Source organism: Streptomyces sp. iso_384, assembly GCF_056172905.1.
Genome location: NZ_JBWBTT010000001.1, coordinates 827,855 through 854,180, shown reverse-complemented (window position 1 = coordinate 854,180; position 26,326 = coordinate 827,855). Strand labels below are relative to the sequence as shown.

The window sequence follows — 26,326 nt, the reverse complement described above, 5'->3', positions numbered from 1 at the left end:
CCGCTCAGACGCGGGTCCCGGAGCTCGCAGGGCTCGCAGGCCTCGCAGCGATCGGGTCAGACGCGGACGAGCTCGCGCTCACCCTCGCCGCCGCCGTCACCGGGCCCCTGCTCGGAGCCGGGCTCGTCGGTCAGCTGCTTCTGCAGCTTCTCGCCCTCCACGTCCACGTTGGGCAGCGCCCGGTCCAGCCAGCCCGGCAGCCACCAGGCCTTCCTGCCCAGCAGAGCCAGGACGGCGGGCACGATCGCCATGCGCACCACGAAGGCGTCGAAGAAGACGGCGATGGCGAGCGAGAAGCCGATCATCTTGATCATCTGCTCGCTGGAGCCGATGAAGCCGGAGAAGACCGCCATCATGATCACGGCCGCCGCCGTGACCACGCGCGCCCCGTGCTTGAAGCCGGTCACGATGGCCTGGCCCGGGCTCTCGCCGTGGACGTACGCCTCACGCATCCGGGTGACGAGGAAGACCTCGTAGTCCATCGCCAGACCGAAGACCACACCGACCATGAAGATCGGCATCATGCTCATGATCGGACCGGTCTGCTCGACGCCGAAGAGCGAGCCGAGCCAGCCCCACTGGAAGACCGCGACGACCGCGCCGAGTGCCGCGACCACCGAGAGCAGGAAGCCCAGGGCCGCCTTCAGCGGAACGAGGATCGAGCGGAAGACCAGCATCAGCAGCAGGAAAGCGAGGCCGACGACGAGCGCCAGGTAGGGCAGCAGCGCGTCGTTCATCTTCTGCGAGAAGTCGATGTTCATCGCGGTGGCGCCGGTGACCAGGACCTCGGCCCCGGTGTCGGCCTTGATGTCCTTGCCCGCGTCACGGATGTCGTGGACGACCTCCTCCGTGGCGTGGGAGGACGGCCGGTCCTTCGGGATGACCGTGATCGTCGCGGTGTCGCCGGCCTTGTTGAAGACGGGCGGGATGACGGCGCTGACGCCGAGCGCCTCGATCTCCTCGGCGACCCGGTCGGCGGCGGCCTTCCCGTCGGAGCTGTTCTTCGTGTCGACGACGGTCAGCAGCGGACCGTTGAACCCGGGGCCGAAGCCGTCCGAGAGCATGTCGTACGCCTGGCGCTGCGTGGTCGACTTCGGCTGGGCGCCGTCGTCGGGCAGGCCCATCTCCAGCGAGGCGGCCGGTACGGCGATGATGCCGAGGCCGAGGACGCCGACGAGCATCACCCAGACCGGCTTGCGCAGCACGAACCGCGCCCAGCGGGTGCCCATGTTCGGCTTGGCCTCGGGGCTCTTCTCCGCCTCGGCGGCCTTGCGTGCCTTGCGTCCCATGATCCGCCTGCCCGCGAAGCCGAGGGCGGCCGGGACGAGCGTGAGCGCGATGAGGACGGCGATGGCGACCGTACCGGCGGCGGCGAGGCCCATCTTCGTCAGCATCGGGATGTTGACGACGGCGAGGCCGGCCAGCGCGATGACCACGGTCAGGCCCGCGAAGACGACCGCGGATCCGGCGGTTCCCACGGCCCGCCCGGCGGCCTCCTCGCGCTCCCGGCCCTCCGCCAGCTCGGCGCGGTAGCGGGAGACGATGAAGAGGGCGTAGTCGATGCCGACCGCGAGGCCGATCATCATGGCGAGGATCGAGGTGGTGGAGCCCAGGTCCATCACGCTGGCCAGGGCGGTGATCGTGGAGACCCCGATGCCGACCCCGACGAGCGCGGTCACCAGCGGCAGACCCGCCGCGATCAGCGAACCGAAGGTGATGACGAGGACGATGGCGGCGATGACGACGCCGATGATCTCGGCGGTCCCGGTGTGCGGCATGACCTGGAGGGCGTCGCCGCCGATCTCCACCTTCATGCCGCTGCTCTGCGCCTCCTTGCCCACGTCCTCCAGGGCCTCCCGGGTCGCGTCGGTCAGCTCCATGGAGTTGACCTTGTAGGAGACCGAGATGTACGCCGTCGAACCGTTCTGGCTCACGGCCTGCTGCTGGAACGGGTCGGCGACCACGGCGATCTGGTCCGAGCCGGACTGCAGCTCCTTGACGATGCCGCTGATCTCGCGCTTGTTCTCGGCGTCGGTCACCTTCTCGCCCTCGGGCGCCTGGAAGACGACCCGGGCGGTCGCGCCGTCGGCGCTGCCGCCGGGGTTGCGCTCTTCCAGGAGGTCGAAGGCGCGCTGCGCCTCCGTACCGGGGATCGAGAAGGAACTGGAGGTGGCGGTGGACGCGGTGGCCGCACCGATTCCGGCGACCGCCAGCAACGCCACCCAGATCAGGGCGACGAAGCCGCGGCGGCGGAAGGTGAGCCGTCCGAGCTTGTAGAGGAAAGTGGCCACGGGGGCGTACTCCCGGTCAGGTCGTATGAGTGGAAACTGGGCGTGAGGAACCAGCCCGACGACGAGAGCGGCGTGTCAGGTGGAGCGTCGGGGAGAGGGCCGTGCGGGTGGGTCGGGGACGTCAGACACCGAGGGCGGGGAGAACCACGGAGTCCACGTAATCGACGAGGAACGCCTGGTCGACAGGACGGTCCTCGATCAGCTGCCGGGCGGCCAGCGCGCCGACCAGCATGTGCGGGATGTACTTCAGCGCCGGATTGTCCGGGCTCAGCTCACCCCGGTCCATCGCCCGTTGCAGCATCTGGTCGAACCCGGTCATCTCCGGTTCGATCAGCAGCTCACGCAGGGCCTGGAGCAGCTCGGGGTACTCATGGACGGCATGGCTCAGACCCCGCATCAGCGCGGCGTCCTTCTCCATCTGGCAGTCGTCGGTCCGGCTCAGCGCGGCATGGAAGTCCCCGCGCAGCGAACCGGTGTCGATGTCCGCGAGGTTCCCCGGCTTGTTGTGCCGCAGCGCCTTCGCGACCAGCTCGGGCTTGGAGCCCCACTGGCGGTAGAGGGTGGCCTTGCTGGACCGGGTGCGGGCGGCGATGGCGTCCATGGTCAGGGCGTCGTAGCCGACCTCGCGGAGCAGGTCGAGAACGGCCTCGTAGAGCTCGCCCTCACGCTCGGGGGTCAGCCTGGTGCGTGCCATGTGCCGACCTCCTTCGCTTCACCTGTCCGGTGTCCCGCTCGTGCTCGTTCAGTCCCGCTCGGCATCGAACGAAACTGTTTCGTACACCTGAACCGTACCCCCACCGCTCAGCGAAACGAAATCGTTTCGCTTGTGTCGTGCGCCACAAGTTGCCCCGGACTCCGCGCACCGAAAACATTGGGGGGTGAGTGACGACGTCGCGTATCTCCGTTTCCCGCACCTCCACCAGGACTTGCTGTGCTTCGCGGCCGAGGACGACCTCTGGGTCGCACCCCTCGCCCCCGCCGGGCACCGCCCGGGACGGGCCTGGCGGGTGACCGTCGACCGGACCCGGGTCAGCCATCCGCGCTTCTCGCCCGACGGCACCTCCATCGCCTACACGACCTGGCGCACGCTGGACCCCGAGATCCACCTCGCCCCGGTGGACGGCGGGCCGGCCCGCCGGCTCACCCACTGGGGCTCGACCGACGCCCGGGTCTGCGGCTGGAGCCCCGATCCGGGCGAGGCCTGCCAGATCCTCGCCGTGTCCTCGCACAACCAGCCGTTCTCCTACTTCTCCTGGGCCTACAGCGTCCCCACCGACGGAAGCCCCGGCGGCCGGCTCCCCTGGGGCCCGGTCTCCGACATCGCGGTCGCCGACATCGACGGCGAGCGCCGCACCCTGCTCCTCACCGGCACGCCCCCGCACGAACCGGCCGCCTGGAAGCGCTACCGGGGCGGGGCCATGGGCCGCCTGTGGCTGCACGGCGAACGTCTGCTCCCGGACATCGACGGCCACCTCGCCAACCCGATGTTCGTCGGCCGCCGCATCGCGTTCCTCTCCGACCACGAGGGCGTCGGCAACCTCTACTCCTGCCTGATGGACGGCACCGACCTGCGCCGCCACACCGACCACGACGCGTTCTACGCCCGTAACGCCTCCAGCGACGGCCGCCGGGTGATCTACCAGTGCGCCGGCGACCTCTGGCTGGTCGAGGACCTGGAGGCGCCCGACGCCACCCCGCGCAAGCTGGAGGTACGCCTCGGAGGGCCGCGCACCGGCCGGCGCGTCCACCAAGTGCCCGCCGCCAGCAACGTCGACTCGCTCTCCGTCGACGAGACGGGCCGGGCCAGCGCCGTCACCGTACGCGGCAGCCTCTACTGGCTCACCCACCGCGACGGCCCCGCCCGCACCATCGCCGACACCCCGGGCGTACGGGTGCGGCTGCCGGAGATGCTCGGCAGCGGCGGACAGGTCGCGTACGTCACCGACGCCGACGGGCCGGACGCGGTCGAGATCGCCTATCTGCCGCGCGCCAGCGGCGACCGCCCGCCGCGCAGGCTGGCCACCGGGCAGCTGGGCCGGGTCCAGGAGATGATCTCCGACCCGGACGGCGAACGCCTCGCCATCGCATCGAACGACGGCCGCCTGCTGCTCCTGGACACGGCGGAGCCCGAGGCGGAGACGGCGGGGCCCCTGGAAACCGTGGAGAAGCCCCCCAGCGGCTCGACCCGGGCCGACCTCCACGCGGCCACGGGCGCGGCGACCCCGGACAGCGCGGCGCCGGTGGACGAGCACCCGGGCCTCACCGAGCTGATCCGCTCCGTCAACGGCCCGGTCCGCGACCTCGCCTTCTCCCCCGACGGCGACTGGCTGACCTGGTCGCACCCGGGCGTCGGCCGGGCGCTGCGGCAGATCAAGCTGGCCCGGATCTCCGGCCCCGGCGCCCCGGTGATCGTCGATGTCACCAACGGCCGCTTCGAGGACGAGAACCCGGTCTTCACGGAGGACGGCCGCTATCTGGCCTTCCTGTCCTGGCGCGGCTTCGACCCGGTGTACGACGTCCACACCGGCGACCTGTCCTTCCCGCTCGGCTGCCGCCCGTATCTGGTCCCGCTCTCCTCGGCGACGCCCTCGCCCTTCGCGCTCTCCCCCGACGGGCGCCCGGCGGCGGGGGGCCTGGACCCGATAGACGTTCCGGAAGCAGGAGCTACGGGCGAGGGCTCCACGGTCATGGTGGAGTTCGAGGGCCTGGAGAGCCGGGTGACGCCGTTCCCGGTCTCCGCCTCCAAGTACTCGGCGCTCGCCCCCGTGAGCGGCGGCGGCCTGGTCTGGCTGCGCTGGCCGATCTCGGGCGCACTGGGCGAGACCTTCGCGAACCCGGCCGACATGTCGGGGCGGCCCACCCTGGAGCACTTCAACATCGCGAAGGCCCGGAAGACCGAACTGGTCGACCACCTGGACTGGTTCGCGGTCAGCGGCGACGCGACCCGCCTCGTCGTGATGGACGACGGCGAACTGCGCGCCGTACCGGCGACCGAGCCGGGCGACACCGACTCCACGGTCTATCTGGACCTGCGCCGCATCCTGCACGAGGTCGACCCGGGGGCGGAGTGGCGGCAGGCGTACGGCGAGGCGGGCCGGATCATCCGCTCCTACTTCTGGGAGCCGGACATGTGCGGCATCGACTGGGACGGCGTCCTGGACCAGTACCGCCCGCTCGTCCAACGGGTCGCCTCACCCGACGAGTTCGCGGATCTGCTGCGCGAGGTGCTGGGCGAGCTGGGCACCTCGCACGCGTACGTCTCCCCCGCCCGCCGCAACGAGGGCCCGCCGCACTACCAGCGCGCGATCGGCCTGCTCGGCGCCAACCTGGTCTGCCGGGACGGCGCTTGGGTCGTCCAGCGCATCCTGCCCGGCGACTCCTCGGACTCCAAGGCCCGCTCCCCGCTGGCCGGCACGGGCATCCGCGAGGGCGCGGTCCTGACCCACGTCGACGGCCGCCCGGTGGACCCGGTGACGGGCCCGTACCCCTTGCTGACGGCGGCGGGCGGCACAACCGTCGAGCTGACCTTCTCCCCGGCGGGCGGCGGCCCCTCCCGCCGGGTGGCGATCATGCCCCTGATCGACGAACGCCCGCTCCGCTACCAGGACTGGGTGGCCAAACGCCGTGACGTCGTACGGGAGTTGAGCGGCGGCAAGTGCGGCTACCTGCACATCCCGGACATGGGCGGCTCCGGCTGGGCCCAGTTCAACCGCGACCTGCGCCTGGAGGTCTCCCGTCCGGCCCTGATCGTGGACGTCCGGGGCAACGCGGGCGGCCACATCAGCGAACTGGTCGTGGAGAAGCTCACCCGCACGATCCTCGGCTGGGACCTCACCCGCAACGCCCAGGCGGTGAGCTACGCCTCCAACGCGCCGCGCGGCCCGGTCGTCGCCCTGGCCGACGAGGCGACGTCCTCCGACGGCGACATGATCACCGCCGCGTTCCGGCTGCTGAAACTGGGCCCGGTGGTGGGCCAGCGCACCTGGGGCGGCGTGGTCGGCATGACCGGCCGCCACCGGCTGGGCGACGGCACGGTGATCACGGTCCCGATGAACGCGGCCTGGTTCGACACCTACGGCTGGTCGGTGGAGAACCACGGCGTCGAACCGGACGTGGAGGCCCTGCGCACCCCGCTGGACTGGGCGGAAGGCCGCTACGCGGTCCTGGACGACGCGGTCCGCCTGGCCCTGGACCTCCTGGCCGCCCACCCGGCGGCGACCCCACCGTCGTACGACACGGCCCCGGACCTGCGAAGGCCGCCACTGCCGCCGCGGTAGCCCCCGGGGCTCCGCCCCGGACCCCGCTCCTCAGGGCATCTTTCGGCCCCTCCGGCGCTTGAGGACAAAGAAGGAGGCGCCCCCGGTCACCCGGGTGCGCCTCCTGACGTAACGCGTACGCACGCGCGAACCGCAGCGCGTACGCGTCACACCTCAACGACCGTCAACGGTCAAAACGCTCGCGCGCCTGGTCCGCCGCGTCCTGGGCACGGTCCTTCATGCCCGAGGAGGAGTCCGACCGCTGGTCGCGGGCCTGCTCGCCGCGCTCCTTGGCCTGGTCCTTGCCCTCGCCGGCCTTCTGCTTGGCCTGGTCGGCGAGCTCCTGCGCCTTGTCCTTGAACTGGTCTGCGATACCCATGCTGTTCACTCCTGTGGGATGCGTGGGGTACGTATGGGATGGCCCCCTGCGGGGCCGTGCCCAGCGTTACACGACCCGACATCTCACGCATTTCGGACCGCTACCCATCGTCACCCACGGTCCGCGCGCTCCGCTCGTGCGTCCTGGTCCGCCGCTCCCCCGGCGCCCACCAAGCCCTTGGAGACCGTGTGGAGGCGCGGTTCGAAGCGCCGCATCTCGCGCTGTCCGCCGATCGCGATCACGGAGGGCAGATAGCCGCGGACCGACTGCATGCCGCGCAGCCACCACTGGGCGTACACATGCGGGGAGCGGCGCGCGATGCCGTCGACGATGCGGTCGACGGCCGGGCCGAGCGGGTACGTACGGTTCATCGGCCACGGCAGCCGCTGGCGCAGCTCACGCATCACGTCGTCCTGGTCCGCGCCGCGCACCATGTCGGTGTCGGTCCAGGAGAGATAGCCGACGCCGACCTTGACGCCCTTGTAGCCGACCTCGGCGCGCAGGCTGTGCGCGAAGGCCTCGACGCCCGACTTGGACGCGCAGTACGCGGTCATCATCGGGGCCGGGGTGATCGCGGCCAGCGACGCTATCTGGAGGAAGTAGCCGCGGCTCTCCATCAGCACCGGCAGGAAGGCCCGGCCGGTGACCGCGCCGCCGATGAGGTTGACCTCGATGACCCGCCGCCAGGCGTCCGGGTCGGAGTCGACGAACGGGCCGCCCGAGGCGACGCCCGCGTTGGCGACGACCACGTCGACCTTGCCGAAGCGTTCCTTCACCTCCTGTGCCACCTGGGACATCGCCGCGTGGTCGGTGACGTCGGCGAACCAGTGGTCGCTCTCGCCGTGCAGCCGCTCGGAGACCTGCTTCAGCTCGTCCGCCTCCAGGCCGACCAGGGCGAGCGTCGCTCCGCGCGCGGAGAGCTTGCGGGCCAGCAGCTCGCCCACGCCCCGGGCCGCGCCGGTGACGACGACGACCTGGCCCTCCAGATTCCGCCTGCTGCTCATGCGACATCCTCCCTCTCCGCCGTGGCGGCCGTGCCCGTGGCGGCCGCCCCCGTGGCGACGTACCGGGTGACCAGCTCCCTGATCTTCGCCGTGACGGCCTCCGGGGCCTCCACCGGCGTCATGTGACCCATGCCGGCCAGCTCGGTCAGGCCGAGGCCGACCGGCAGCGCGTCGGCGATGGTCCGGGCGTGGACCGGCGGGGTCAGCCGGTCGTCCGTCCCGGCGATCACCGCGGTCGGCACCCGCAGCTCGCGTACGCCCGCCGCGAGGTCCAGTTCGGCGAGCACATGACCCCACCCCACCCTCGCGCGGCGCGGGCAGGCGTGCACGATGCGGGCGCAGGCGTCGACCCGGTCCGGAGCCGAACCCCGGCCCATCGTCGCGTACTTGAGGATCTTCTTCGAGACCGGGGTGACCGGGCCGAGCGGTGCCTTCGCGCCCAGTACGGCGGTGGTGAGCCGGGTGCGCAGCGCGCCCGCGCGCAGCGGCAGGACGCGCGCCTCGGCGGTCAGCCGCGTACTGCCGGTGGAGCAGAGCAGAACGGCGGCGGCGTGCTCGCGCAGCCCGGGGCGGGCGGCGGCGGCCATCAGCGTCATCCCGCCCATGGAGTGCCCGGCGAGCACCGCCTTGCGGCCCGGGGCGAGCGTCCCGGCCAGGACCGCTTCGAGGTCGTCGGCCAGCGCGTTCGTGCTGTAGCCGCCGGGGCCCGGTTCGGGGGTGAGACCGTGGCCGCGCTGGTCGTAGGCGATGACCCGGTGGTCGGCGGCCAGTTCGCGTATCTGGGCGTCCCAGAAGCGGGTGTTGCAGGTCCAGCCGTGGGCCAGGACCACCGCCGGGGCGCCCTCGGGGCCGTGCAGTTCGACGTGTATCCGCGAGCCGTCGGCCGACTGTACGGTCAACTCGGCGGCGGGCACCGGAGGTACGGCGTCGCGGTGCAGGAGGCGGCTCATCGCGTGGCCTCCTCGGCGACGGGACCGGCTTCCGGCGCGGCGGCGGTCACGGCCTCGCGGTCGGTGCGGCCGGGCTGTTCGGGTACGCGCCCGGATCCGGCGGCCCGCTGTGCTCCGCCCGCCGTGCCGGCCCGGATGACGTCGTACTCCGCGAGGTCCACCGAACGCGTCTGCCGCCGGAACTCGCCCGTCGTGCCCGGCCACACCGTGGTGTTGCGGCCCGACTCGTCGAGGTACCAGCTGGTGCAGCCGCCGGTGTTCCACACCGTGCGCTTCATCCGCTGCTGGACCTTGTCGTTCCACGCGGTGACGGAGGCGGACCGGGCGCCGAGCGCGGCGCGGCCGCCGAGGACGTTCAACTGCCGCAGATAGTCGGCCATGTAGTTCAGCTGGGACTCGATCATCAGGATCATCGAGGAGTTCCCGAGGCCCGTGTTGGGGCCGATGATCGTCATCCAGTTGGGGAACCCGGCGGCGGTCGCGCCGCGCAGCGAGTTCATCCCGTCCTTCCAGGACTCGGCGAGCGTGATGCCCTCCTCGCCGACGACCCGCTCCGCGATCGGCATGTCCGTCACATGGAAGCCGGTGCCGAAGATGATCGCGTCGACCTCCGCCTCGGTGCCGTCGGCGGCGACCACCGTGGAGCCGCGTATCTCGCTGAGACCGGAGGCGACCACGTCCACGTTGGGCTGGGCGAGCGCCGGGTAGTACGTGCTGGAGAGCAGGATCCGCTTGCAGCCGATGCGGTAGTCCGGCGTCAGCTTGGCCCGCAGGGCCGGGTCCTTGATCGCCCGCGCCATGTTGGACTTGGCTATCTTCTCCACCAGGCCGAGCTGGTCGGGGTGCTTGGTGAAGGCGCTGACCTGCAGCTCCCGTATGCCCCACAGCAGTCCGCGGCGCGCGGTGCCGGTGACGGGGACCGCCCGGTGGAGGGCGCGCTCGGCCTTGCTGATGGTGCGGTCCATGCGCGGCATGACCCAGGGCGGGGTGCGCTGGAAGAGCGTGAGCTTCGCGGTCTTCGGCTGTATCGCCGGGACGATCTGGATGGCGGAGGCGCCCGTTCCGACCATCGCGACGCGCTTGCCGGCCAGGTCGTAGTCGTGGTCCCAGCGCGCGGAGTGGAAGACCTTGCCGGGGAAGGAGTCGAGCCCGGGCATGTCGGGCATCTTGGGGTCGGAGAGCGGCCCGGTGGCGGAGATGACGACATCCGCGTGGAGCGTGGCGCCGCCCGCGGACTCGATCACCCAGTACAGGTTCTCCTTGTCCCAGCTCATCAGCTTCACCTCGTGGTTCAGCCGGATGTGCGGGCGGAGCCCGAAGGTGTCGGCGACGCGCTCCAGGTAGGCGCGGATGTGCTCCTGCCCGGAGAAGGTGCGCGGCCAGTCGGGGTTGGGGGCGAAGGAGAAGGAGTAGAGGTGGGACGGTACGTCGCAGGCGCAGCCGGGATAGCTGTTGTCGCGCCAGGTGCCGCCCACCGAGTCGGCCCGCTCCAGGACGACGAAATCGGTGATGCCTTCGCGGCGCAGCCGGACGGCGGCCCCCAGGCCCCCGAATCCGGTTCCGATCACCGCCACACGTACATGCTCCTGCTGGGCCATGCTGCCGCCTCCCGCGGTACGTCACACGACTCTGCCAGCAATCACTGGCATTGTTCGGAGGGTAGAGCAGGACCGTACTGATGGGTAGGGGGCGGACCGAGGAAAGTTACCGGCGGTACAACATAGGGTGCCTCTGTGGCTGAAGGACGCGAGCACCGCGAATACCGCATGGAGGAGCTGGCCAAGGAGGCCGGCATCACCGTGCGGACCCTGCGTTTCTACCGGGAGCGCGGGCTGATCCCACCGCCTCGCCGCGAGGGCCGCATCGCCTGGTACGACGACCACCACCTGGCCCGGCTGCGGACCATCGCGGGCCTGCTGGAGCGCGGCCACACCCTCAACGGCATCGCCGACCTGGCCGCCACCTTCGAGAGCGGCCGCGATGTCGCCGAGGTGCTGGGCCTGGGCGAGCCGACCGAGGAGACCCCGGTCCGCCTGACCCCGGAACAGCTCGCGGACTACTTCGAGGGCGAGGTCACGCCGGAGAACCTCGCCACCGCGCTGGACCTGGGCTATCTCGCCACCGACGGCGACGAGATCGTGCACATCAGCCGTCGCCTCCTGGAGGTGTCGGCCGAGCTCGTACGGGAAGGGGTGCCGCTGTCCACGGTGCTCTCCTCGGGCCGCCGCGTCCGCGAGCACGCGGACGCGCTCGCCGAAATCTTCGTACGCGTACTGCATGCCCACGCCGCCGAGACCGAACCGGCCCAACTGCGGCCGCTGGCCCGTGCGGTGGTGGACGCGGAGCTGTCGATGGCCCTGGACCGGAGGCTGCGCCGCGAGGACGGCACACAGCCCCCGAAGGCGTAACAGCCCCCGTCCCGCAGGGCTATCGCCCGTCCCGCAGGGCCAGGGCGACGGGGTCTACCGCTCGTAGACGACCGTCACCGGTGCGTGGTCGCTCCAGCGCCCGCCGTGCGTGGCGGCCCGCTCGACCCAGGCCTTCACCGCGCGCCCGGCCAGCCCCGGGGTCGCCATCTGGTAGTCGATCCGCCAGCCGCTGTCGTTGTCGAAGGCCCGCCCGCGGTACGACCACCAGCTGTACGGCCCCTCGACGTCCGGGTGCAGCCGGCGCACGACGTCGACGTACGCGGCCTCCTCCAGGACGCGGGTGAGCCAGGCACGCTCCTCGGGGAGGAAGCCGGAGCTCTTGCGGTTGGCCTTCCAGTTCTTCAGGTCGGCCTCCTGGTGGGCGATGTTCCAGTCACCGCAGACCACGACCTCACGGCCCCCCGCCGCCGCCCGGCTCTTCAGACCCTGGAGGTAGGGCAGGAAGGCCGCCATGAAGCGCTCCTTCTCGTCCTGGCGCTCGGTGCCGACCTCGCCGGAGGGCAGATACAGGCTCGCGACGGTGACACCGGGGAGGTCGATCTCCGCATACCGGCCGCTCGTGTCGAACTCCTCGGCGCCGGGCGCCCCGAAGCCGCCGAAGCCGATCTGGACCCGCTCGGGGGCCTGCCGCGAGTAGAGCGAGACGCCGGCGCGACCCTTGGCAGCGGCGGGCGCGTGGACGGTGTGCCACCCTTCGGGGGTGCCCACCCCTTCGGGCAGCTGGGCGAGCTCGGCCCGCACTTCCTGGAGGCAGATCACATCGGCGTCGGTCTCCGCCAGCCACTCGACGAAGCCCTTCTTGGCGGCGGCGCGGAGCCCATTAACATTCACGGAGGTCACTGTGAGCATCCCGAAACAGTACCCACCCCACCCCTACGCATAGATGTACGATACATAGCATGCTTATTCATAATCGGCCTTTCGACCACCCCGACGCCGTCAAACTCAACGACCAGGTGCAGCTCGAATACGCCGAGCGCTACGGCGACGAGGGCGATGTCACACCGCTCGACCCGTCGATGTTCGTACCGCCGCACGGCCTGTATCTGCTCGCCTACGACGAGCAGGAACGCCCGGTGGCGACCGGCGGCTGGCGGACCCAGAACCGCAACGCCGACGGCTACGAGGACGGCGACGCCGAGATCAAGCGGATGTTCGTGATCCCCGAGGGCCGCGGCCGGGGCCTGGCCAGGCGGATGCTGGCCGCCCTGGAAAAGGACGCCCGGGCCGCGGGCCGGACCAGGATGGTCCTGGAGACCGGCGACCAGCAGCCCGAGGCCGTCGCGCTGTACACCTCGTGCGGCTACACCGTCTGCGATGTGAAGTTCGGCCACTACCGGGAGTACGACAGCAGCATCTGCATGGCCAAGCCGCTCCAGCAGCCCGGAGCGTGATCCTTCGCCCCGGGGATACCGAGCTCCGGGGCGGGGGCCGGCACACCTGCGCGACCCTCGGTCAGCGCACCCGTGCGACCCCCACGTAGAACCCACTGCGCTCCTGGGCGGGCGCGGGCTGCTCCTGGTACCACTCGGCGGCGGGCACCAGACCCGGTGCGACCAGCTCCAGCCCCTCGAAGAACGGCTCGACCTCCGCGCGGGTCCGCATCCGCAGGGCGATGGCCCCCTTCCGGTACGCCTTCTCCGTCTCCTCCCGCAGCTCCGGGTGCTGGTCGGCCGTGCCGTGCGACAGCACGAGGAAGCTGCCCGGGGCCAGCGCGCCGACGAGCGTCCGCGTGATGCCGTGCGGATCCTCCTCGTCCCGCAGGAAGTGCATCAGCGCGATCAGCGACAAGGCGATCGGCCGGTCGAAGTCCAGCGCCTTCCTCGCCTGTTCGAGGATCGCCTCCGGCTCGCGCACATCCGCGTGCAGATAGTCCGTCGCCCCCTCGGGGCTGCTGACCAGCAGCGCCTCCGCGTGCCGCAGGACGATGGGGTCGTTGTCCGCGTAGACGATCCGGGCCGTCGGAGTGATCCGCTGGACGATCTGGTGGAGATTGGGGGCGGTCGGTATCCCGGTGCCCACATCCAGGAACTGGTCCACCCCCTGCCGCGCCAGCCAGGCGGCGGACCGGTGCATGAAGGCCCGGTTCCGCGCGGCGTTGGCCCTCGCCTCGGCGGGCAGCTTCTCCCCGACCTCCTGGTCGACCGCGTAGTTGTCCTTGCCGCCGAGCAGCCAGTCGTAGACCCGCGCCGGATGGGGCTTGCTCGTGTCGATCGGGTCGCTCTGCGGGGCGGACGTCACAGAAGCCACTCCTCCGTACGGAACCGGGGCCGGGACCTCCGCCGGCACCCCGGAAAGCGTACGCCGCCCTACGGTCAAGTAACCACCCGGGCAGGGCCGTTGGTCACGTGCCCCCGCCGCCCAGCACCAGGAGGACGTGCTCGTTCTCCCCGTGCTTCACCGTGCCGGTCGCCACGAAGCCGCACTTCTCCAGCAGGCGCACCGATCCGGTGTTCCCGACAGCGGGGTCCGCGTACAACGGGCGGGCCGTCTCCCGCTCCAGGAACGCGGTCAGCGCCTCGGTGCCGATGCCCCGGCCCCAGTACGGACGGCCGAGCCAATAGCCGATGAAGCGCCGGTCCTCCTCCCACCAGGCCACGATGTTCCCTGCCGGCTCGCCGTCCACGACGACCGTCTGCACGAGGTTCGTGGGGTCGCCCAGCACCCGCGTCTTCCAGTGCGCCATGAACGCGTCCCGCTCCCGGGGAGGGAACCGCGATCTGCGGACCGCCTCCGGGTCGTGCTCGTACGCGAGAAACGCCTCCAGGTCCGCTTCCACGACGTCCCTGAGCCGCACACCGTTCGCCTTGTTCGCCCTGTTCCCCATGCCGACCGAGTCTGGCACCCGCCACTGACAGTCGGCCCCGGCCGCTCACCTCGGAGTGGCCAGCACCTGGGTCCAGTAGGGGCCGCGCGGGGAGTCGGCGATGCCCACACCCACGTGGACGAAGTCGCAGTTGAAGATGTCGTCGTCGCGGCCGGGGCTGTTGCGCCACTCCTCGACCACCGCCGCCGGATCGCTCATCCCGGTCGCGATGGTCTCGCCCACGGCCGACCAGTCGTAGCCCGTGGCGCCGACCCGGTCGCCCGCGCCCCGACCCGAGGAGTCGGTGTGGCCGAAGTAGTTCTGTGCGGCCATGTCCTCGGAGTGCCGCCGGGCGACCTCGGTCAGCCGGGGGTCGGTCTCCAGCTCCGGGCAGCCGTTCGCGGCGCGCAGGGTGTTGACCCGGGTGACCACACCGGTGTCCGGGCCGGGGCGCGACTTGCTGGGCGCGGGCGACGCGGAGGGTGAGGGGGTGGCGGGCGGCCGGGAGGCGGCAACGGTCCGGCTCGGCGACGGCGAAGGCGTCGGCGAGACCGTGGAGGGCGAGGGCAGCGGCTCGGCGGGGGCGTCCGCGGGCGGCGGGGGTGCGGGGCTGTGGATGACGCCGCCGCCCCGGGCTTCGGGCGGGGCGGGGGCGGAGGGCCAGATCAGTACGGCGAGGGCGGCCACGGCGGCCGCCCCGGCTATCAGCCCCGCCGCCTTCCCGACCGAGAACGCGGCCGACGCGGAAGGGGCGGTCGCGGAAGGGGCGGCGGCCGACGAGGTCATGGCGGACGCGGTGGCCGGCGCGGCGGACGAGGCCGAGGCCGAGGAGGCAAAGGCCGCCGCCGACTGCCCACTGTCGTAGAGCGGCACCACGAGGGCGAGCCCGGAAAGCAGGCCCTCCGGCGGAACCAGCTCCCTACTGCCGTCGGAGCAGGAGGCACAGCCGCGTACATGACGGGCGATCCGCTTGCGCCACAGCGGCGTCGGCGTACCGTCCCAGTCGCCCAGCAGGTCCTCCAGGGCCGGGCAGCGGGGGTCGGCGGCCACGGCCCGGACGACCGTGCGGCCGACGTCGAGCTGGTTCTTCACCCGCTGGACGCGTACGGCGGCGTGCTGCGGGGAAAGGCCGAGCGCCTCGGCGAGCTCGGACCGGGTGAGGTCACCGGTCGTCTCCAGCCACCACAGCGACAGCACATCGCGTTCGGCGTCGTCCAGCCAGCGGGTCGCCTCGGCCGTCTCGCGCCGCTGCCCGGAGAGTTCGAGGCGCAGGATCGTCAGGTCGACGAAGTCGGCGGCGGGGTCCGCGGGGTCGTTGGTCTCCTCCAGCGGGGCGGGACGGTGGCCGAGACCGGACCATCGGGTGCGGACCTGGTTCATGGCGATGGCGACGAGCCAGGAGCGGAAGCGGGCAGGGTCGCGCAGCGAGGGCAGTCCGGACAGCGCCCGGAGCATGGTCTCCTGCACGACGTCGTCCACGTCCGGATGGCCGTTGAGGGCGCGCCCGACGACGTTGTAGACCAGAGGAAGGTACTGGGCGGCCAGCCGTTCCCCGGCGGCCCGGTCGCCGTTCCTCGCCGCGATGACCAGAGCGGTGCTGTCCACGCCGTTCACGCCCTTCGTTCGGTTCGCCGCCGGATGTGGGACAGGTCACCCCTGAGGGATTTGTTATCCGCCACCCGTCCGGTGGTCCACCAGTATGCGGGGGCCTGTCGGCCGTCCCGCCGAGAGAGTGCCGGAAACGGGAGGGCCATGTCGAGCAGAACGGACACCGACGAGACGCGCGCAGCCGAAGCGCGGGGCACCGGTACGTGCCTCGGCGCGGCGCGGACCACCGAGGTGGATGTCACCGAGGCGCATGTCACCGCGGCACGGACGGGCGAGGCCATCACCACCTCGGCCCTGCACGCGGCGGCGACCGGCGCCGACACCTTCCCCGGCGTCCTGCGGGAGGCCCTGAACCGCCGCGGACTGTCCCTGGAGCGGGTGAGCGAGCGGCTCAGGGTGCGCGGCATCACCATCAGCCAGGCGACCCTCAGCAGCTGGCAGCGCGGCCGCAGCCAGCCCGAACGGGCCCGGTCCCTGCGGGCGGTCGAGGTGCTGGAGGAGATCCTGGAGCTGCCCGCCGGAGCCCTGCGCTCGCTGCTCGGACCGCGCCGCCCGCGCGGCCGGACCACCCCGCCCGACGCGGAGGGGGCGGCGCTGCAGATCCTCGGTGAGGACTCGGTGGTGGAGAAGGCGCTCGGCGCGCGCTTCCGTCACTTCAACCAGGAGACCAGCTCGCTGATGGTCCACGACATCGTCAGGGTCGGCGAGACCGGCACGCTGAGCGGGATCTCCACCACGAACGTGCTGCGGGCCAGCCGGGCGGGGGCGGACCGGGCGATCTTCGTGCTCAGCTTCGACGACGAGGCGGCCGAGCCCGTCGACATCAGGGTCACCTGCGGACGCCTCGTCGAAGCCACGTATCTGAAAGGGCTCACATCCCTGGTGCTGGAAATCCACTTCGGCCGGGAACTGGCCAAGCTGGACACGGCGGTGGTGAGTTACGCGGTCGATGTGAGCCCGTCCGACACTCCGGCCACCCACTACGAGCGCTGGTCGCGCACGAACCTCCACGAATACCTCCAGCAGGTCTTCTTCCATCCGGCCGCCCTGCCGACGGACTGCCACCGCTACGTCCGGGAGAAGGTCGGCGACCCGCCGCGCGGCCGGCGGCGTATCCCGCTGAGCGACGCGCACAACGTCCATGTGCTCACCTCCCGGTGCAAGCCCGGTGTCCACGGAGTGGCGTGGGACTACGGAAATGGAACGGGCGGAACGGAAACAGGCGGAACGGAAACAAGTGGAACGGGAGACCGCCCAGGATGAGTGGACGGTCTCCCGCGTCTGGGGGGGCCTTGAAGGGTCGGTCGGTGTCTGTCGTGGACTACTTGGTGTTGAGCGTCAGCCCGTAGTACGCGAGGGCGTCGTCGAGCGGCTGGAAGTAGGACGAGCCGGGCGAGTTGACCTGGCCGTTGCAGCGCTGGTTGCTGGGACCGCCGGACGTCATGCCCTGGGCCTGGTCACCGGAGATGTACGCGCCTCCGCTGTCCCCGCCCTGGGTGCAGACGCTGGAGCTGGCCAGGCCGGTCACGACGGTGTCCGGGCCGCCGTTCTGGTCGGTGTAGGTGACGCTGACGTTGTACGAGCCGACCTTGCCGCAGGTCCACCGGGTGGTCTGGCCGGACTTGCAGAGCGCCGCGCCGGAGGGGGCCCGCTTGCTGCCCTTGACCGGGACGGTGCCGGCCCTGCCGTACGTGGTGACGTCGAGGCCGATCGAGTTGCCGGAGTCGACGGCGGCGATGCCCATGTCCACGCTGCGGGTGCCCAGCGCGAAGCGGGTGTGGGTGCCCTTGGCGAACCGGGTGCCGTTGTAGGCCAGTTCGGGCAGGTCCTCGATGCAGTGCCCGGCGGTGACGAGCACCTGCTTGCCGTTACGGTCCTTGGCGCCGTAGCCGACGGAGCAGAGGTAGCCGTTGAAGGTCATCCGGCTGCCGGGCGGAACGACGGCCTGGGTCTCCAGCTTCTCCTGCCCCTTGACCACGCGTACGGCGTCGCCGTTGCTCTTCGCGGCCTTGAGGAAGCTACGGGTGGCGGCGTCGGAGTCACCGTTGACCTCGACGGTCACGGTGTCCGAAGCGAGGTCGACGGACCACGCGGACACCCCGGCCGGGGCGCTCTTGAGCGCCTTGGCGTCGAGCTCGGCCTTGATGCGGTCGAGCTTGCTCTCACCGCGCTCGGGAACCCGGGCCTTGAGGCCCGCGGCGCGGACCTCATCGGCCGCCTCCGCGTCGGCGGCGTTGACGACCAGCGAACCGTCGGCGGTGAAGAAGGCCCCGAGCGTGTCGACCCGGTCCTTCCGCAGCTCCGCGAACCGGTCCTGCTGCTGGGCCTCGCGGTCCAGCCGCTGCACTGCGGCCTTCTCGCTGACGCCGAGGGTGGTGGCGAGCGCCCTGACCATCTCCGGCTGGTACGCCGGGGCCGAGGGAGCCGAGGAATCCGACGTCGAACCGGCGTAGGCCCCTGTGGCGACTCCGGCCGACAGAAGGGCGCCGATCGAGGCGGCCACGATGTATCTGCGCGCGTTCTTCTTCCTGCTGTGCTTCACGCGATTCCTTCCGCTACGCAGGCGAGCGTCCAGACAATGGGGGGGGTGGCCACACCGCGCCTGGGGAAGCGCGATGTGTTCCATGGACACTGCCCGGCGGCGATGACATGTTCCTGTCGCCGCGCCTCGAACTCTGGCGCAGCCGGAACTGCCGCGACAAGAAGTGGCGGTGGGGCTCTTTTCTACAGAACTGGCCGAGAACTGTAGAGAGATCAGCGAAAAGCGCTGGTGCGGACCTTTTGGGCCGGGCATTTCGCCCGCGTCGGAGTCCGATCCGAACACCTTTTACCGACAGTGGAGTTGCCTTCCGAACAAGGAGGGGCGCAGCCGTGAACGCAGGCCGAAGAACCGTACCGATGTGGACGGGACCGGCGGTCGCCGTGCTCGCCGGAGCAGCCCCCCCCCTCAGCCGGGAGCGGGCCGATCAGGCAGCCGGGGTGATCTCCGCCATGCCGTACTGGACCCCGCGCGCGGGGTCCTGGCTCGACGACCGGTTCGCGGGCAAGGCCGCCCCCACCAGCTGTGTCCGCATTCCCGCGGGCAGCTCGCTGGAGCCCGTGAAGCCGACCGTCACGAACGCGCGGGCTACGACAGCACCTTCGTCAAGGCCGTGAGCGCCGACCCGAGTTCCTCCTCGGTGATGGTCAGCGGAGGCGCCAGCCGTACCGTCGAGCCGTGGGTGTCCTTGACCAGCACCCCTTCGGCGAGGAGCCGCTCGCTGATCTCCCTGCCCGTGCCGATCGCGGGGTCGATGTCCACGCCCGCCCACAGTCCGCGGGCCCGGTAGCCCGTGACGCCCGCGCCGACGAGGGCGGCCAGACCCCGGTCCAGTACCTCGCCCAGCTCGGCGGCCCGCCGTTGGAAGTCACCGGTGGCCAGCAGGTCGAGGACCGCCGAACCGATCGCCGCCGACAGCGGGTTGCCGCCGAACGTCGAGCCGTGTTCACCGGGACCGAGCACGGAGAGCACATCACGGCGGGCCACCACGGCGGAGACCGGGACGATGCCACCGCCCAGGGCCTTGCCCAGGAGCAGCATGTCCGGGACCACGCCCTCATGGTCGACGGCCAGCGTGCGGCCCGTGCGCCCCAGGCCCGACTGGATCTCGTCGGCGATGAAGAGGCACCCCGCGCGCCGGGTCAGTTCACGGACCCCGGTGAGATAGCCGTCGTCGGGGATGACGACCCCGGCCTCGCCCTGGACGGGCTCGATCAGCACGGCCGCCGTCGTCTCGTCCACGGCGGATTCCAGGGCGGCGAGGTCGTTGTACGGGACGATCCGGAAGCCCGGGGTGAAGGGCCCGAAGCCGGCGCGGGCCGTCGCGTCCGTCGAGAAGCTCACGATCGTCGTGGTCCGGCCGTGGAAGTTGCCGTCGGCGACGACGATCGTCGCCCGGTCCGGTGCGACGCCCTTGACCTCGTACGCCCACTTGCGGGCGACCTTGACCGCGCTCTCCACGGCCTCGGCGCCGGTGTTCATCGGCAGCACCATGTCGAGGCCGGTCAGCGCGGCCAGGCGCTCGGCGAAACCCGCCAGCCGGTCGTGGTGGAAGGCGCGTGAGGTGAGGGTGAGTTCGTCGAGCTGGCGGTGCGCGGCCTCGATGAGGGCGGGGTGGCGGTGGCCGAAGTTGAGAGCGGAGTAGCCCGCCAGCATGTCGAGGTAGCGACGGCCCTCGACGTCCTCGACCCAGCTGCCATCCGCGCGGGCGACGACCACGGGCAGCGGGTGGTAGTTGTGGGCGAGCACCGGGGCCTCGGCCCGGATCAGCTGCTCCGACGAGCGCGTCTCGGAGGCGGCGGAGGAAGGGGTGACGGTGTCGGTCATCAGCGGATCTCCTGGGTGCAGCACTTGATGCCCCCGCCGGCCTTGCGGAACTCCGAAAGGTCGACGGGAACGGGGACATGGCCACGGTGGGCGAGCTCATCGATCAGGCCGTGGGCCTGCGGTGCGACGAAGACGTGACGGCCGTCGGAGAGGGAGTTGAGGCCGAACGCCAGGGCGTCCTCCTCCGTGGCGATCACCGCGTCCGGGTAGAGACGCCGCAGGACCTCGCGGCTGGCCGCGGAGAACGCCGCCGGGTAGTACGCGATGTTCCCCGCGTCCGTCCCGCCGCCCCCGTCCGGCTCCCCGCCGAGGTGGAACAGAGCCGTGTCCAGGTGGTAGAAGCGCGGATCCACCAGGTCGAGGCCGATCACGGGCCTGCCGAAGAACTCCTGCACCTCGCGGTGCGCGGAACTGTGCGTACGGAAGCCCGTTCCCGCCAGTACGTACCGCCCGGCCGGGACCAGGTCCCCCTCGCCCTCGCAGACCGACCGGGAGGGGTGTACCTCGTACCCGGCTTCCTTGAACCACTGCGCGTACGCCGCCGCCTCCGGCTGCCGCTCGGGCGCGTGGAAGGACGAGCCGAAGACCTTGCCGTCCATGACGAGAGCCGCGTTCGCCGCGAACACCATGTCGGGCAGACCGGCGACCGGGGCGATCGTCTCGACGGTGTGGCCATGACCCCGGTAGGCCTCGACCAGGGTCAGCCACTGGTCACGGGCGAGCGGGAGATCGACCGGGGTGCCGGTGTCCATCCACGGGTTGATGGCGTAGCGCACCTCGAAATGGCGGGGCTCGCACATCAGATAGCGCCTGAGGTTCGGGCCATGGTCCAGCGGGCCACGTTCTGCGGGCACGGTTCTCCTCCGCCTTCTCCGGTGACGATGGGGATGCCCTCACCGTAGAAAGCGGCCTGTACGCCCGACAAGAACGAAGAGCTGCATGTATACGCAGGAATGCTGCGCAGATGCATCACTCAGAGCAGGTTCAGTGCGTCACCGTCGTCGCCCGGGCCCTCCCCGGTGCCCGGCGCGGGCTCGCTGGCTCCCGCCTCCGGGCTGTCCGGCAGCAGGTGGGACAGCACCATGTAGCTGATGGTCTTGCGGATGAAGGGCTCGCTGCGGATCCGCTCCAGCACCTCCTCGAAGTGCTCCACATCGGTGGCCCTGATGTGGAGCAGGGCGTCGGCGGCCCCGGTCACCGTCATGGCCGCCGCGATCTCCGGGTATTTGCGCGCCACCTCCGCCAGGCGTCTGGGCGGTGCCGCGCCGTCGCAGTACACCTCGATGTACGCCTCGGTGCGCCAGCCGAGCGAGGCCGGGCGGACGGTCGCCCGGAACCCTGTGATCACCCCTGTGGCGCGCAGCCGGTCGACCCGGCGTTTGACGGCGGTGGCCGACAGCCCGATGGCCGTGCCGATCTCGGCGAAGCTCGCCCGGGCGTTCGCGATCAGGGTCGCGACGATCTTCCGGTCGAGCTCGTCGAACGGCGTGGGCTTCGTGGCCATGGGGTGTGACCTTCTCCTCGTGCCGCCCCGGGAAGGGGCCGCCTTCCTCCCCATCCTGCCGGGGAGCCCCGGCAGGCGATGGCGGCGGCCCGGCTCCGCCGTCATCGGGCCGACAAATGACGGCACTCCTGCCTGGTTGACGCGCGTTGACAAGGAGCACCAAACTCGATCAGGTCCATGACAACTACCTGACTGACGACAGGGGATTTCCCGTGCTGCCGAGACCGAATGTGTCCGCGTACATGAGAACCGCCGTCACCACCCTCGCTGCCACCGCCCTCGCCGTCACCGGACTGCTCGCCGCCGCACCCGCCGCTCCGGCGGACTCCTCGGCCGGCGCCGGGCACCCGTCCGCCGGGGTGGCCGTGAAGATGCCGGCCGCCGTCGCCGACCGTCTTGGCGCCGAACGCCGGGCGCTGCTGGACGCCGTCTCCGCGGACGTCCTCTCGCGGTCCCACGACGCCAGGGAACTCGCGCCGAGTAACGCCGTCGGCAAACTCGCCGACGAGGGCCGCAAGGTGGTCGTCGACGTCCGCGACGTCTCGGGCGACTGGGCCCGCGGCGTCGCCTACGTCGAGGCGTCGCGCACGCGGCACGGTGCGCCGGAGGGCTGGCTCTACATCGCCCACCGCAAGGACGGGCGGTGGGTCCCGGGCCTTGAGGGCGACCCCGAGTTCGCCGACCACGTGGCCCGCTCCCCGCTGGTCGGCACGGCGGAGCGGCGGACGATGACGGCCTACGCCGAACGCAAGGTGACCCCGGACGCCCAGGCCTCGCCCGCCGGAGCCCTGGCCAACACCAACGGGCTGCTGCTGCCCTGGATGCCCGACTACTACATGACGCTGACCGGCGGCCCCCACGCACATGACGGTGCGACCGGCTACTGGAGCTCCCTCGACTTCGCCGGCGGCAACGCCAGTGGTCTGGTGCGCTCGTCGCGTGAGGGTACGGCCACCTCGATGTGCGGCGCGGGCGGCGGCTGGACCCGGGTGATCCACCCCGGCGGCTTCTCCACGGACTACTACCACCTGCACAACACGACCTACTACAACGGGACGTCGATCGCGCGCAGCGCCCTGCTCGGCAGCATCGGCACCGACACCTGCGCCGGCGGTTCCGCGACCGGCGCCCACGTGCACTGGTCCCTGCGCACGTACGACGCCGACTACAACGGCCAGTACACCTGGCTGAACGGCCGCACGATCGGCGGCTGGGCGTGGTGGAACGGATCCCTCCAGTACTCCGGCTGCGGCACCCGTCTCGGCGTCACGGCCTGCCCCGGTACGGCGATCTACAACCGCACCGGCTGACGCCCGGGGTACCGCTCGCGGGTGACGGACCGGTGGGCAGGACGTCACGGTTCATCCCACGGCCGGTGATGGTCGGCTTCGTGAACGCGCTCGCCATCCTGATCTTCGTGGACCAGGTACCCGAGAGGACGGATGCGCCCTGGTCCGTCCATCCGCCGATCATCGGCGGCCTGGCGCGCATGGTGCTCTTCCCGAAGATCACCACGGTGATCCAGGCCCCGCTCGTCTCGATCGCCATCCGCACCGTGATCACCATCGGCGCGGCCATCGTGGTACCGACCGTGGGCGACAAGGGCGATCTGCCGTCGCCCTGCCGGTGCCTGCCCGGCCTGCCTGTGCCCGGCCTGCCTGTGCCGGGCCTGCCGGACGTTCCGTTCACCCTCGACACGCTGACGACGATCGCCCCGTACGCGTTCGCGATGGCGCTGGTCGGCCTGATGGAGGCGCTGATGACGGGCTGCGCCGGGTCCGGGACATGCTCGACCCCGAGGCGCCCTGAGCGCCGGGGCCGGGCACACCCCTGCGTCAGTTCGCCACCAGGGCGGGGGCCTTGTCGGCAAGGGCGGCCAGGTAGCGCTCGGCGTCGAGTCCGGCCGCCGCGCCGGTTCCGGCGGCGGTGATGGCCTGGCGGTAGGTGTGATCGACGACGTCGCCGGCAGCGAAGACGCCGGGGAGCTTCGTACGGGTGGAGGGGGGCTCCACCACGATGTAGCCCTCGGCGTCCAGGTCGAGCCGGCCGGTGAAGAGGTCGGTGCGGGGGTCGTGGCCGATGGCGATGAACAGGCCTGTGGCCGCCAGTTCGCGGATCGCGCCTGTCAGCGTGTCGCGCAGGACCACTCCGCCGAGCATGCCGTTCTCCTCCTTGATCTCGACGATCTCGCTGTCGAACGCGAAGGAGATCTTGTCGTCGGCGAAGGCCCGGTTCCGCATGACCTGCGAGGCGCGCAGGGTGGAGCGGCGGTGGACGACGGTGACGGAGCGGGCGAAGCGGGTGAGGAAGGTGGCCTCTTCCATGGCGGTGTCGCCGCCGCCGACCACGACGATGTCGCGGTCGCGGAAGAAGAAGCCGTCGCAGGTCGCGCACCAGGAGACGCCACGGCCGGACAGCTCCTCCTCGTTCGGGAGGCCGAGCTTGCGGTAGCCGGATCCGGTCGCGATGATCACGGCCTTGGCTCGGTGGACGGTGCCCTCGGAGTCGGTGAGCTCCTTGATCTCGCCGGTGAGGTCGACGGAGACGATGTCGTCGTCGACCATCTCGGCGCCGAACTTCTCGGCCTGAGCCCGCATGTTCTCCATGAGGGCCGTGCCGTCGACGCCGCCCGGGAAGCCAGGGAAGTTCTCGACCTCGGTCGTCGTGGTCAGCGAGCCGCCCACGAAGATCGAGCTGCCGAACAGCAAGGGCTTCAGCTGGGCGCGGGCGGCGTAGAGGGCGGCGGTGTATCCGGCGGGGCCGGATCCGATGATGACGACCTCCCGGATCTCATTCATGCGGTCCGCTCCGGGTTCGCCGGGGCGACCTCCTCGATCAGGTTCTCGACGAGCTTCCTGATCTCGTCGCGGATCGGGCGTACGGCCTCGACGCCCTGGCCCGCCGGGTCCTCCAGCGTCCAGTCGAGGTAACGCTTGCCGGGGAAGACGGGGCAGGTGTCGCCGCAGCCCATGGTGATGCAGACGTCCGACTCCTTGACCGCGTCGACGGTGAGGATCTTCGGGGTCTCGGCGGAGATGTCGATGCCGACCTCGGCCATCGCCTCGACGGCGGCCGGGTTCACCGCGTCACCGGGGTCGGACCCGGCGGAACGGACCTCGACACGATCCCCGGCCAGGTGCGACAGCCACGCGGCGGCCATCTGGGAGCGGCCGGCGTTGTGGACGCAGACGAACAGGACAGAGGGCTTCTCGGACATGACAGTCTCTCTTGTCTCACGGCGAAATCAGGCACGAATGACTTCAGCGCCCGATGGTGTCAGCCACCACTGATGTGAGAGTATCAGTCCATGATGACGTCAGTCGACACTGAACTGATCCGGGTGCTGGGCGACCCCCTGCGTCTGCAGATCGTGACCCTGCTCGCCCGCGAGACCCTGTGCACCACCCACCTCGTCGAGGAGACCGGCGCCCGGCAGACCAATCTCTCCAACCATCTGAGAGTGCTGCGCGAGGCCGGAGTCGTGGAGACCGAGCCCTGCGGCCGCTTCACCTACTACAAGCTCCGTCCGGACGTCATCGCCCAGCTCGCCGGTCAGTTCGCCGATCTGGCCGAATCCGCCCGTACCGCTGCCGAGAACAAGAGGGCCTGTCCGTGACCCCCACTCAAGCGCCCGCGACCACCGAGGAGCCCTCGGTCGTCGCGAAGCTTTCGACGCTCGACCGCTTCCTCGCCGTCTGGATTCTCCTCGCCATGGGACTGGGGCTGGGTCTGGGCCGGTTGATCCCCGGGCTGAACGACGCGCTGGCCAAGGTCGAGATCGGCGGCATCTCGCTCCCGATCGCCGCGGGCCTGCTGATCATGATGTACCCGGTCCTGGCCAAGGTCCGCTACGACAAGCTCGACGCCGTCACCGGCGACCGCAAGCTGATGGCGTCCTCCCTGGTCGTCAACTGGGTCCTCGGCCCGGCGCTCATGTTCGCGCTGGCCTGGATCTTCCTGCCGGACCTGCCCGAGTACCGCACCGGCCTGATCATCGTGGGCCTGGCCCGCTGCATCGCCATGGTCATCATCTGGAACGACCTCGCCTGCGGCGACCGCGAAGCCGCAGCCGTCCTCGTCGCCCTGAACTCCGTCTTCCAGGTCATCGCCTTCGGCGTCCTGGGCTGGTTCTACCTCGGCCTGCTGCCCGGGTGGCTCGGCCTCGGCGACGGGGAGCAGCTCGACATCTCCATGTGGAAGATCGCGCTGAACGTCGTCATCTTCCTCGGCGTGCCCCTGCTCGCCGGATTCCTCACCCGCCGCATCGGCGAGAAGAAGATGGGCCGCGAGTCCTACGAGACGACGTTCCTGCCGAAGATCGGCCCCTGGGCCCTCTACGGCCTGCTCTTCACGATCGTCATCCTCTTCGCCCTCCAGGGGAAGACCATCACCTCGCAGCCGCTGGACGTCGTACGGATCGCGGTGCCGCTGCTCGTCTACTTCGCGGTGATGTGGTTCGGCACATTCCTGCTCGGCAAGGCGATCGGCCTGAACTACGACCGCACCGCCACCCTCGCCTTCACGGCCGCCGGCAACAACTTCGAGCTCGCCATCGCGGTCGCCATCGCCACCTTCGGCGTCACCTCCGGCCAGGCCCTCTCCGGTGTCGTCGGCCCGCTGATCGAGGTCCCGGTGCTGGTGGCGCTGGTGTACGTCTCGCTCGCCTGGCGCAAGAAGTTCACACCGTCGCAGATCAAGTAGCCGGTCGTACAGCAGGATTCGGCTGCCCCGCC

The 26,326-nt window shown here is 71.0% G+C and carries 23 protein-coding genes and 1 pseudogene; 8 read left to right on the top strand and 16 right to left on the bottom strand.

The window, feature by feature from the left end; all coding sequences use genetic code 11:
• Positions 1-56: 56 nt before the first annotated feature.
• Together AC0VY3_RS03850 and AC0VY3_RS03845 are read right to left on the bottom strand one after the other, a co-directional pair.
• Positions 57-2,291, bottom strand: a complete 2,235-nt coding sequence (locus AC0VY3_RS03850) for an MMPL family transporter (RefSeq protein ID WP_475548934.1) — start codon at positions 2,289-2,291, stop codon at positions 57-59.
• Positions 2,292-2,412: 121 nt separating this feature from the next.
• Positions 2,413-2,985 carry a TetR/AcrR family transcriptional regulator gene (locus tag AC0VY3_RS03845; protein ID WP_103511324.1) on the bottom strand — a complete coding sequence of 191 codons (573 nt, stop codon included), beginning with the start codon at positions 2,983-2,985 and terminating at the stop codon, positions 2,413-2,415.
• Positions 2,986-3,169: 184 nt separating this feature from the next.
• On the opposite strand from AC0VY3_RS03845, the gene AC0VY3_RS03840 reads away from it, so the two are divergent.
• Positions 3,170-6,568: a S41 family peptidase gene (locus tag AC0VY3_RS03840; RefSeq protein WP_475548933.1), complete on the top strand. Its 3,399-nt coding sequence runs from the start codon at positions 3,170-3,172 to the stop codon at positions 6,566-6,568.
• A gap of 163 nt (positions 6,569-6,731) precedes the next feature.
• Here AC0VY3_RS03840 and AC0VY3_RS03835 read toward each other — a convergent pair whose 3' ends face one another.
• From AC0VY3_RS03835 to AC0VY3_RS03820, 4 genes are all read right to left on the bottom strand, one after another.
• Positions 6,732-6,926: a hypothetical protein gene (locus tag AC0VY3_RS03835; protein WP_103511322.1), complete on the bottom strand. Its 195-nt coding sequence runs from the start codon at positions 6,924-6,926 to the stop codon at positions 6,732-6,734.
• Between the two features lie 110 nt (positions 6,927-7,036).
• The gene (locus AC0VY3_RS03830; protein ID WP_103511321.1) at positions 7,037-7,930 is read right to left on the bottom strand and encodes an SDR family oxidoreductase; all 894 of its coding nucleotides are present in this window, start codon (positions 7,928-7,930) and stop codon (positions 7,037-7,039) included.
• Positions 7,927-8,880, bottom strand: a complete 954-nt coding sequence (locus AC0VY3_RS03825; RefSeq protein WP_103511320.1) for an alpha/beta fold hydrolase — start codon at positions 8,878-8,880, stop codon at positions 7,927-7,929. Before AC0VY3_RS03825 ends, AC0VY3_RS03830 begins: the two co-directional genes overlap by 4 nt.
• On the bottom strand, positions 8,877-10,478 hold the full coding sequence (locus AC0VY3_RS03820) for a flavin-containing monooxygenase (RefSeq protein ID WP_103511319.1): 1,602 nt from the start codon (positions 10,476-10,478) through the stop codon (positions 8,877-8,879). The genes AC0VY3_RS03825 and AC0VY3_RS03820 overlap by 4 nt, the downstream gene beginning before the upstream one ends.
• A 168-nt stretch (positions 10,479-10,646) precedes the next feature.
• Between AC0VY3_RS03820 and AC0VY3_RS03815 the strand changes: the two genes are divergently transcribed.
• A complete protein-coding gene (locus tag AC0VY3_RS03815; protein ID WP_030078478.1) occupies positions 10,647-11,288 on the top strand; it encodes a MerR family transcriptional regulator in 642 nt (213 codons plus the stop codon).
• Between the two features lie 54 nt (positions 11,289-11,342).
• On the opposite strand, the gene AC0VY3_RS03810 is transcribed toward AC0VY3_RS03815, so the two are convergent.
• The gene (locus AC0VY3_RS03810) at positions 11,343-12,158 is read right to left on the bottom strand and encodes an exodeoxyribonuclease III (protein ID WP_475548932.1); all 816 of its coding nucleotides are present in this window, start codon (positions 12,156-12,158) and stop codon (positions 11,343-11,345) included.
• Between the two features lie 50 nt (positions 12,159-12,208).
• Between AC0VY3_RS03810 and AC0VY3_RS03805 the strand changes: the two genes are divergently transcribed.
• A complete protein-coding gene (locus AC0VY3_RS03805; protein ID WP_103511317.1) occupies positions 12,209-12,703 on the top strand; it encodes a GNAT family N-acetyltransferase in 495 nt (164 codons plus the stop codon).
• 61 nt (positions 12,704-12,764) lie between these two features.
• On the opposite strand, the gene AC0VY3_RS03800 is transcribed toward AC0VY3_RS03805, so the two are convergent.
• The 3 genes from AC0VY3_RS03800 to AC0VY3_RS03790 all read right to left on the bottom strand — a co-directional run bounded on the left by AC0VY3_RS03800 (position 12,765) and on the right by AC0VY3_RS03790 (position 15,729).
• The gene (locus AC0VY3_RS03800; protein ID WP_475548931.1) at positions 12,765-13,550 is read right to left on the bottom strand and encodes an SAM-dependent methyltransferase; all 786 of its coding nucleotides are present in this window, start codon (positions 13,548-13,550) and stop codon (positions 12,765-12,767) included.
• Between the two features lie 103 nt (positions 13,551-13,653).
• On the bottom strand, positions 13,654-14,136 hold the full coding sequence (locus AC0VY3_RS03795) for a GNAT family N-acetyltransferase (RefSeq protein ID WP_475548930.1): 483 nt from the start codon (positions 14,134-14,136) through the stop codon (positions 13,654-13,656).
• Positions 14,137-14,181: 45 nt separating this feature from the next.
• Positions 14,182-15,729 carry a sigma-70 family RNA polymerase sigma factor gene (locus tag AC0VY3_RS03790; protein WP_475548929.1) on the bottom strand — a complete coding sequence of 516 codons (1,548 nt, stop codon included), beginning with the start codon at positions 15,727-15,729 and terminating at the stop codon, positions 14,182-14,184.
• Positions 15,730-15,867: 138 nt separating this feature from the next.
• Between AC0VY3_RS03790 and AC0VY3_RS03785 the strand changes: the two genes are divergently transcribed.
• Positions 15,868-16,986 (top strand): helix-turn-helix domain-containing protein, encoded by a 1,119-nt coding sequence (locus tag AC0VY3_RS03785; protein ID WP_475548928.1) that lies wholly within the window; start codon positions 15,868-15,870, stop codon positions 16,984-16,986.
• A 58-nt stretch (positions 16,987-17,044) separates the two neighbouring features.
• Here the strand turns inward: AC0VY3_RS03785 and AC0VY3_RS03780 are convergent, their stop codons facing one another.
• The 4 genes from AC0VY3_RS03780 to AC0VY3_RS03765 all read right to left on the bottom strand — a co-directional run bounded on the left by AC0VY3_RS03780 (position 17,045) and on the right by AC0VY3_RS03765 (position 21,593).
• A complete protein-coding gene (locus AC0VY3_RS03780) occupies positions 17,045-18,265 on the bottom strand; it encodes a S1 family peptidase (protein WP_475548927.1) in 1,221 nt (406 codons plus the stop codon).
• 585 nt (positions 18,266-18,850) lie between these two features.
• The gene (gene rocD / locus AC0VY3_RS03775) at positions 18,851-20,089 is read right to left on the bottom strand and encodes an ornithine--oxo-acid transaminase (RefSeq protein WP_475548926.1); all 1,239 of its coding nucleotides are present in this window, start codon (positions 20,087-20,089) and stop codon (positions 18,851-18,853) included.
• On the bottom strand, positions 20,089-20,889 hold the full coding sequence (ddaH, locus tag AC0VY3_RS03770; protein ID WP_475551633.1) for a dimethylargininase: 801 nt from the start codon (positions 20,887-20,889) through the stop codon (positions 20,089-20,091). The genes rocD and ddaH overlap by 1 nt, the downstream gene beginning before the upstream one ends.
• A gap of 173 nt (positions 20,890-21,062) precedes the next feature.
• Entirely contained in the window at positions 21,063-21,593 is a 531-nt protein-coding gene (locus tag AC0VY3_RS03765; RefSeq protein WP_475548925.1) for an Lrp/AsnC family transcriptional regulator, read from the bottom strand.
• 242 nt (positions 21,594-21,835) lie between these two features.
• Here AC0VY3_RS03765 and AC0VY3_RS03760 point away from each other — a divergent pair, with 242 nt between their 5' ends.
• Both AC0VY3_RS03760 and AC0VY3_RS03755 read left to right on the top strand, forming a co-directional pair.
• Complete coding sequence (locus tag AC0VY3_RS03760) at positions 21,836-22,903, top strand: M23 family metallopeptidase (protein ID WP_475548924.1); 1,068 nt, start codon at positions 21,836-21,838, stop codon at positions 22,901-22,903.
• 32 nt (positions 22,904-22,935) lie between these two features.
• A pseudogene (locus AC0VY3_RS03755) lies at positions 22,936-23,358 on the top strand (SulP family inorganic anion transporter); the annotation flags it as partial.
• A 70-nt stretch (positions 23,359-23,428) separates the two neighbouring features.
• Here the strand turns inward: AC0VY3_RS03755 and trxB are convergent.
• Positions 23,429-24,391 carry a thioredoxin-disulfide reductase gene (trxB, locus tag AC0VY3_RS03750; RefSeq protein WP_475548923.1) on the bottom strand — a complete coding sequence of 321 codons (963 nt, stop codon included), beginning with the start codon at positions 24,389-24,391 and terminating at the stop codon, positions 23,429-23,431.
• On the bottom strand, positions 24,388-24,810 hold the full coding sequence (locus AC0VY3_RS03745; RefSeq protein WP_103511306.1) for an arsenate reductase ArsC: 423 nt from the start codon (positions 24,808-24,810) through the stop codon (positions 24,388-24,390). Before AC0VY3_RS03745 ends, trxB begins: the two co-directional genes overlap by 4 nt.
• Before the next feature lie 90 nt (positions 24,811-24,900).
• Between AC0VY3_RS03745 and AC0VY3_RS03740 the strand changes: the two genes are divergently transcribed.
• Positions 24,901-25,209: an ArsR/SmtB family transcription factor gene (locus tag AC0VY3_RS03740; RefSeq protein ID WP_023416076.1), complete on the top strand. Its 309-nt coding sequence runs from the start codon at positions 24,901-24,903 to the stop codon at positions 25,207-25,209.
• Positions 25,206-26,294 carry an ACR3 family arsenite efflux transporter gene (gene arsB / locus AC0VY3_RS03735; RefSeq protein ID WP_475548922.1) on the top strand — a complete coding sequence of 363 codons (1,089 nt, stop codon included), beginning with the start codon at positions 25,206-25,208 and terminating at the stop codon, positions 26,292-26,294. Before AC0VY3_RS03740 ends, arsB begins: the two co-directional genes overlap by 4 nt.
• Positions 26,295-26,326 lie beyond the last annotated feature (32 nt).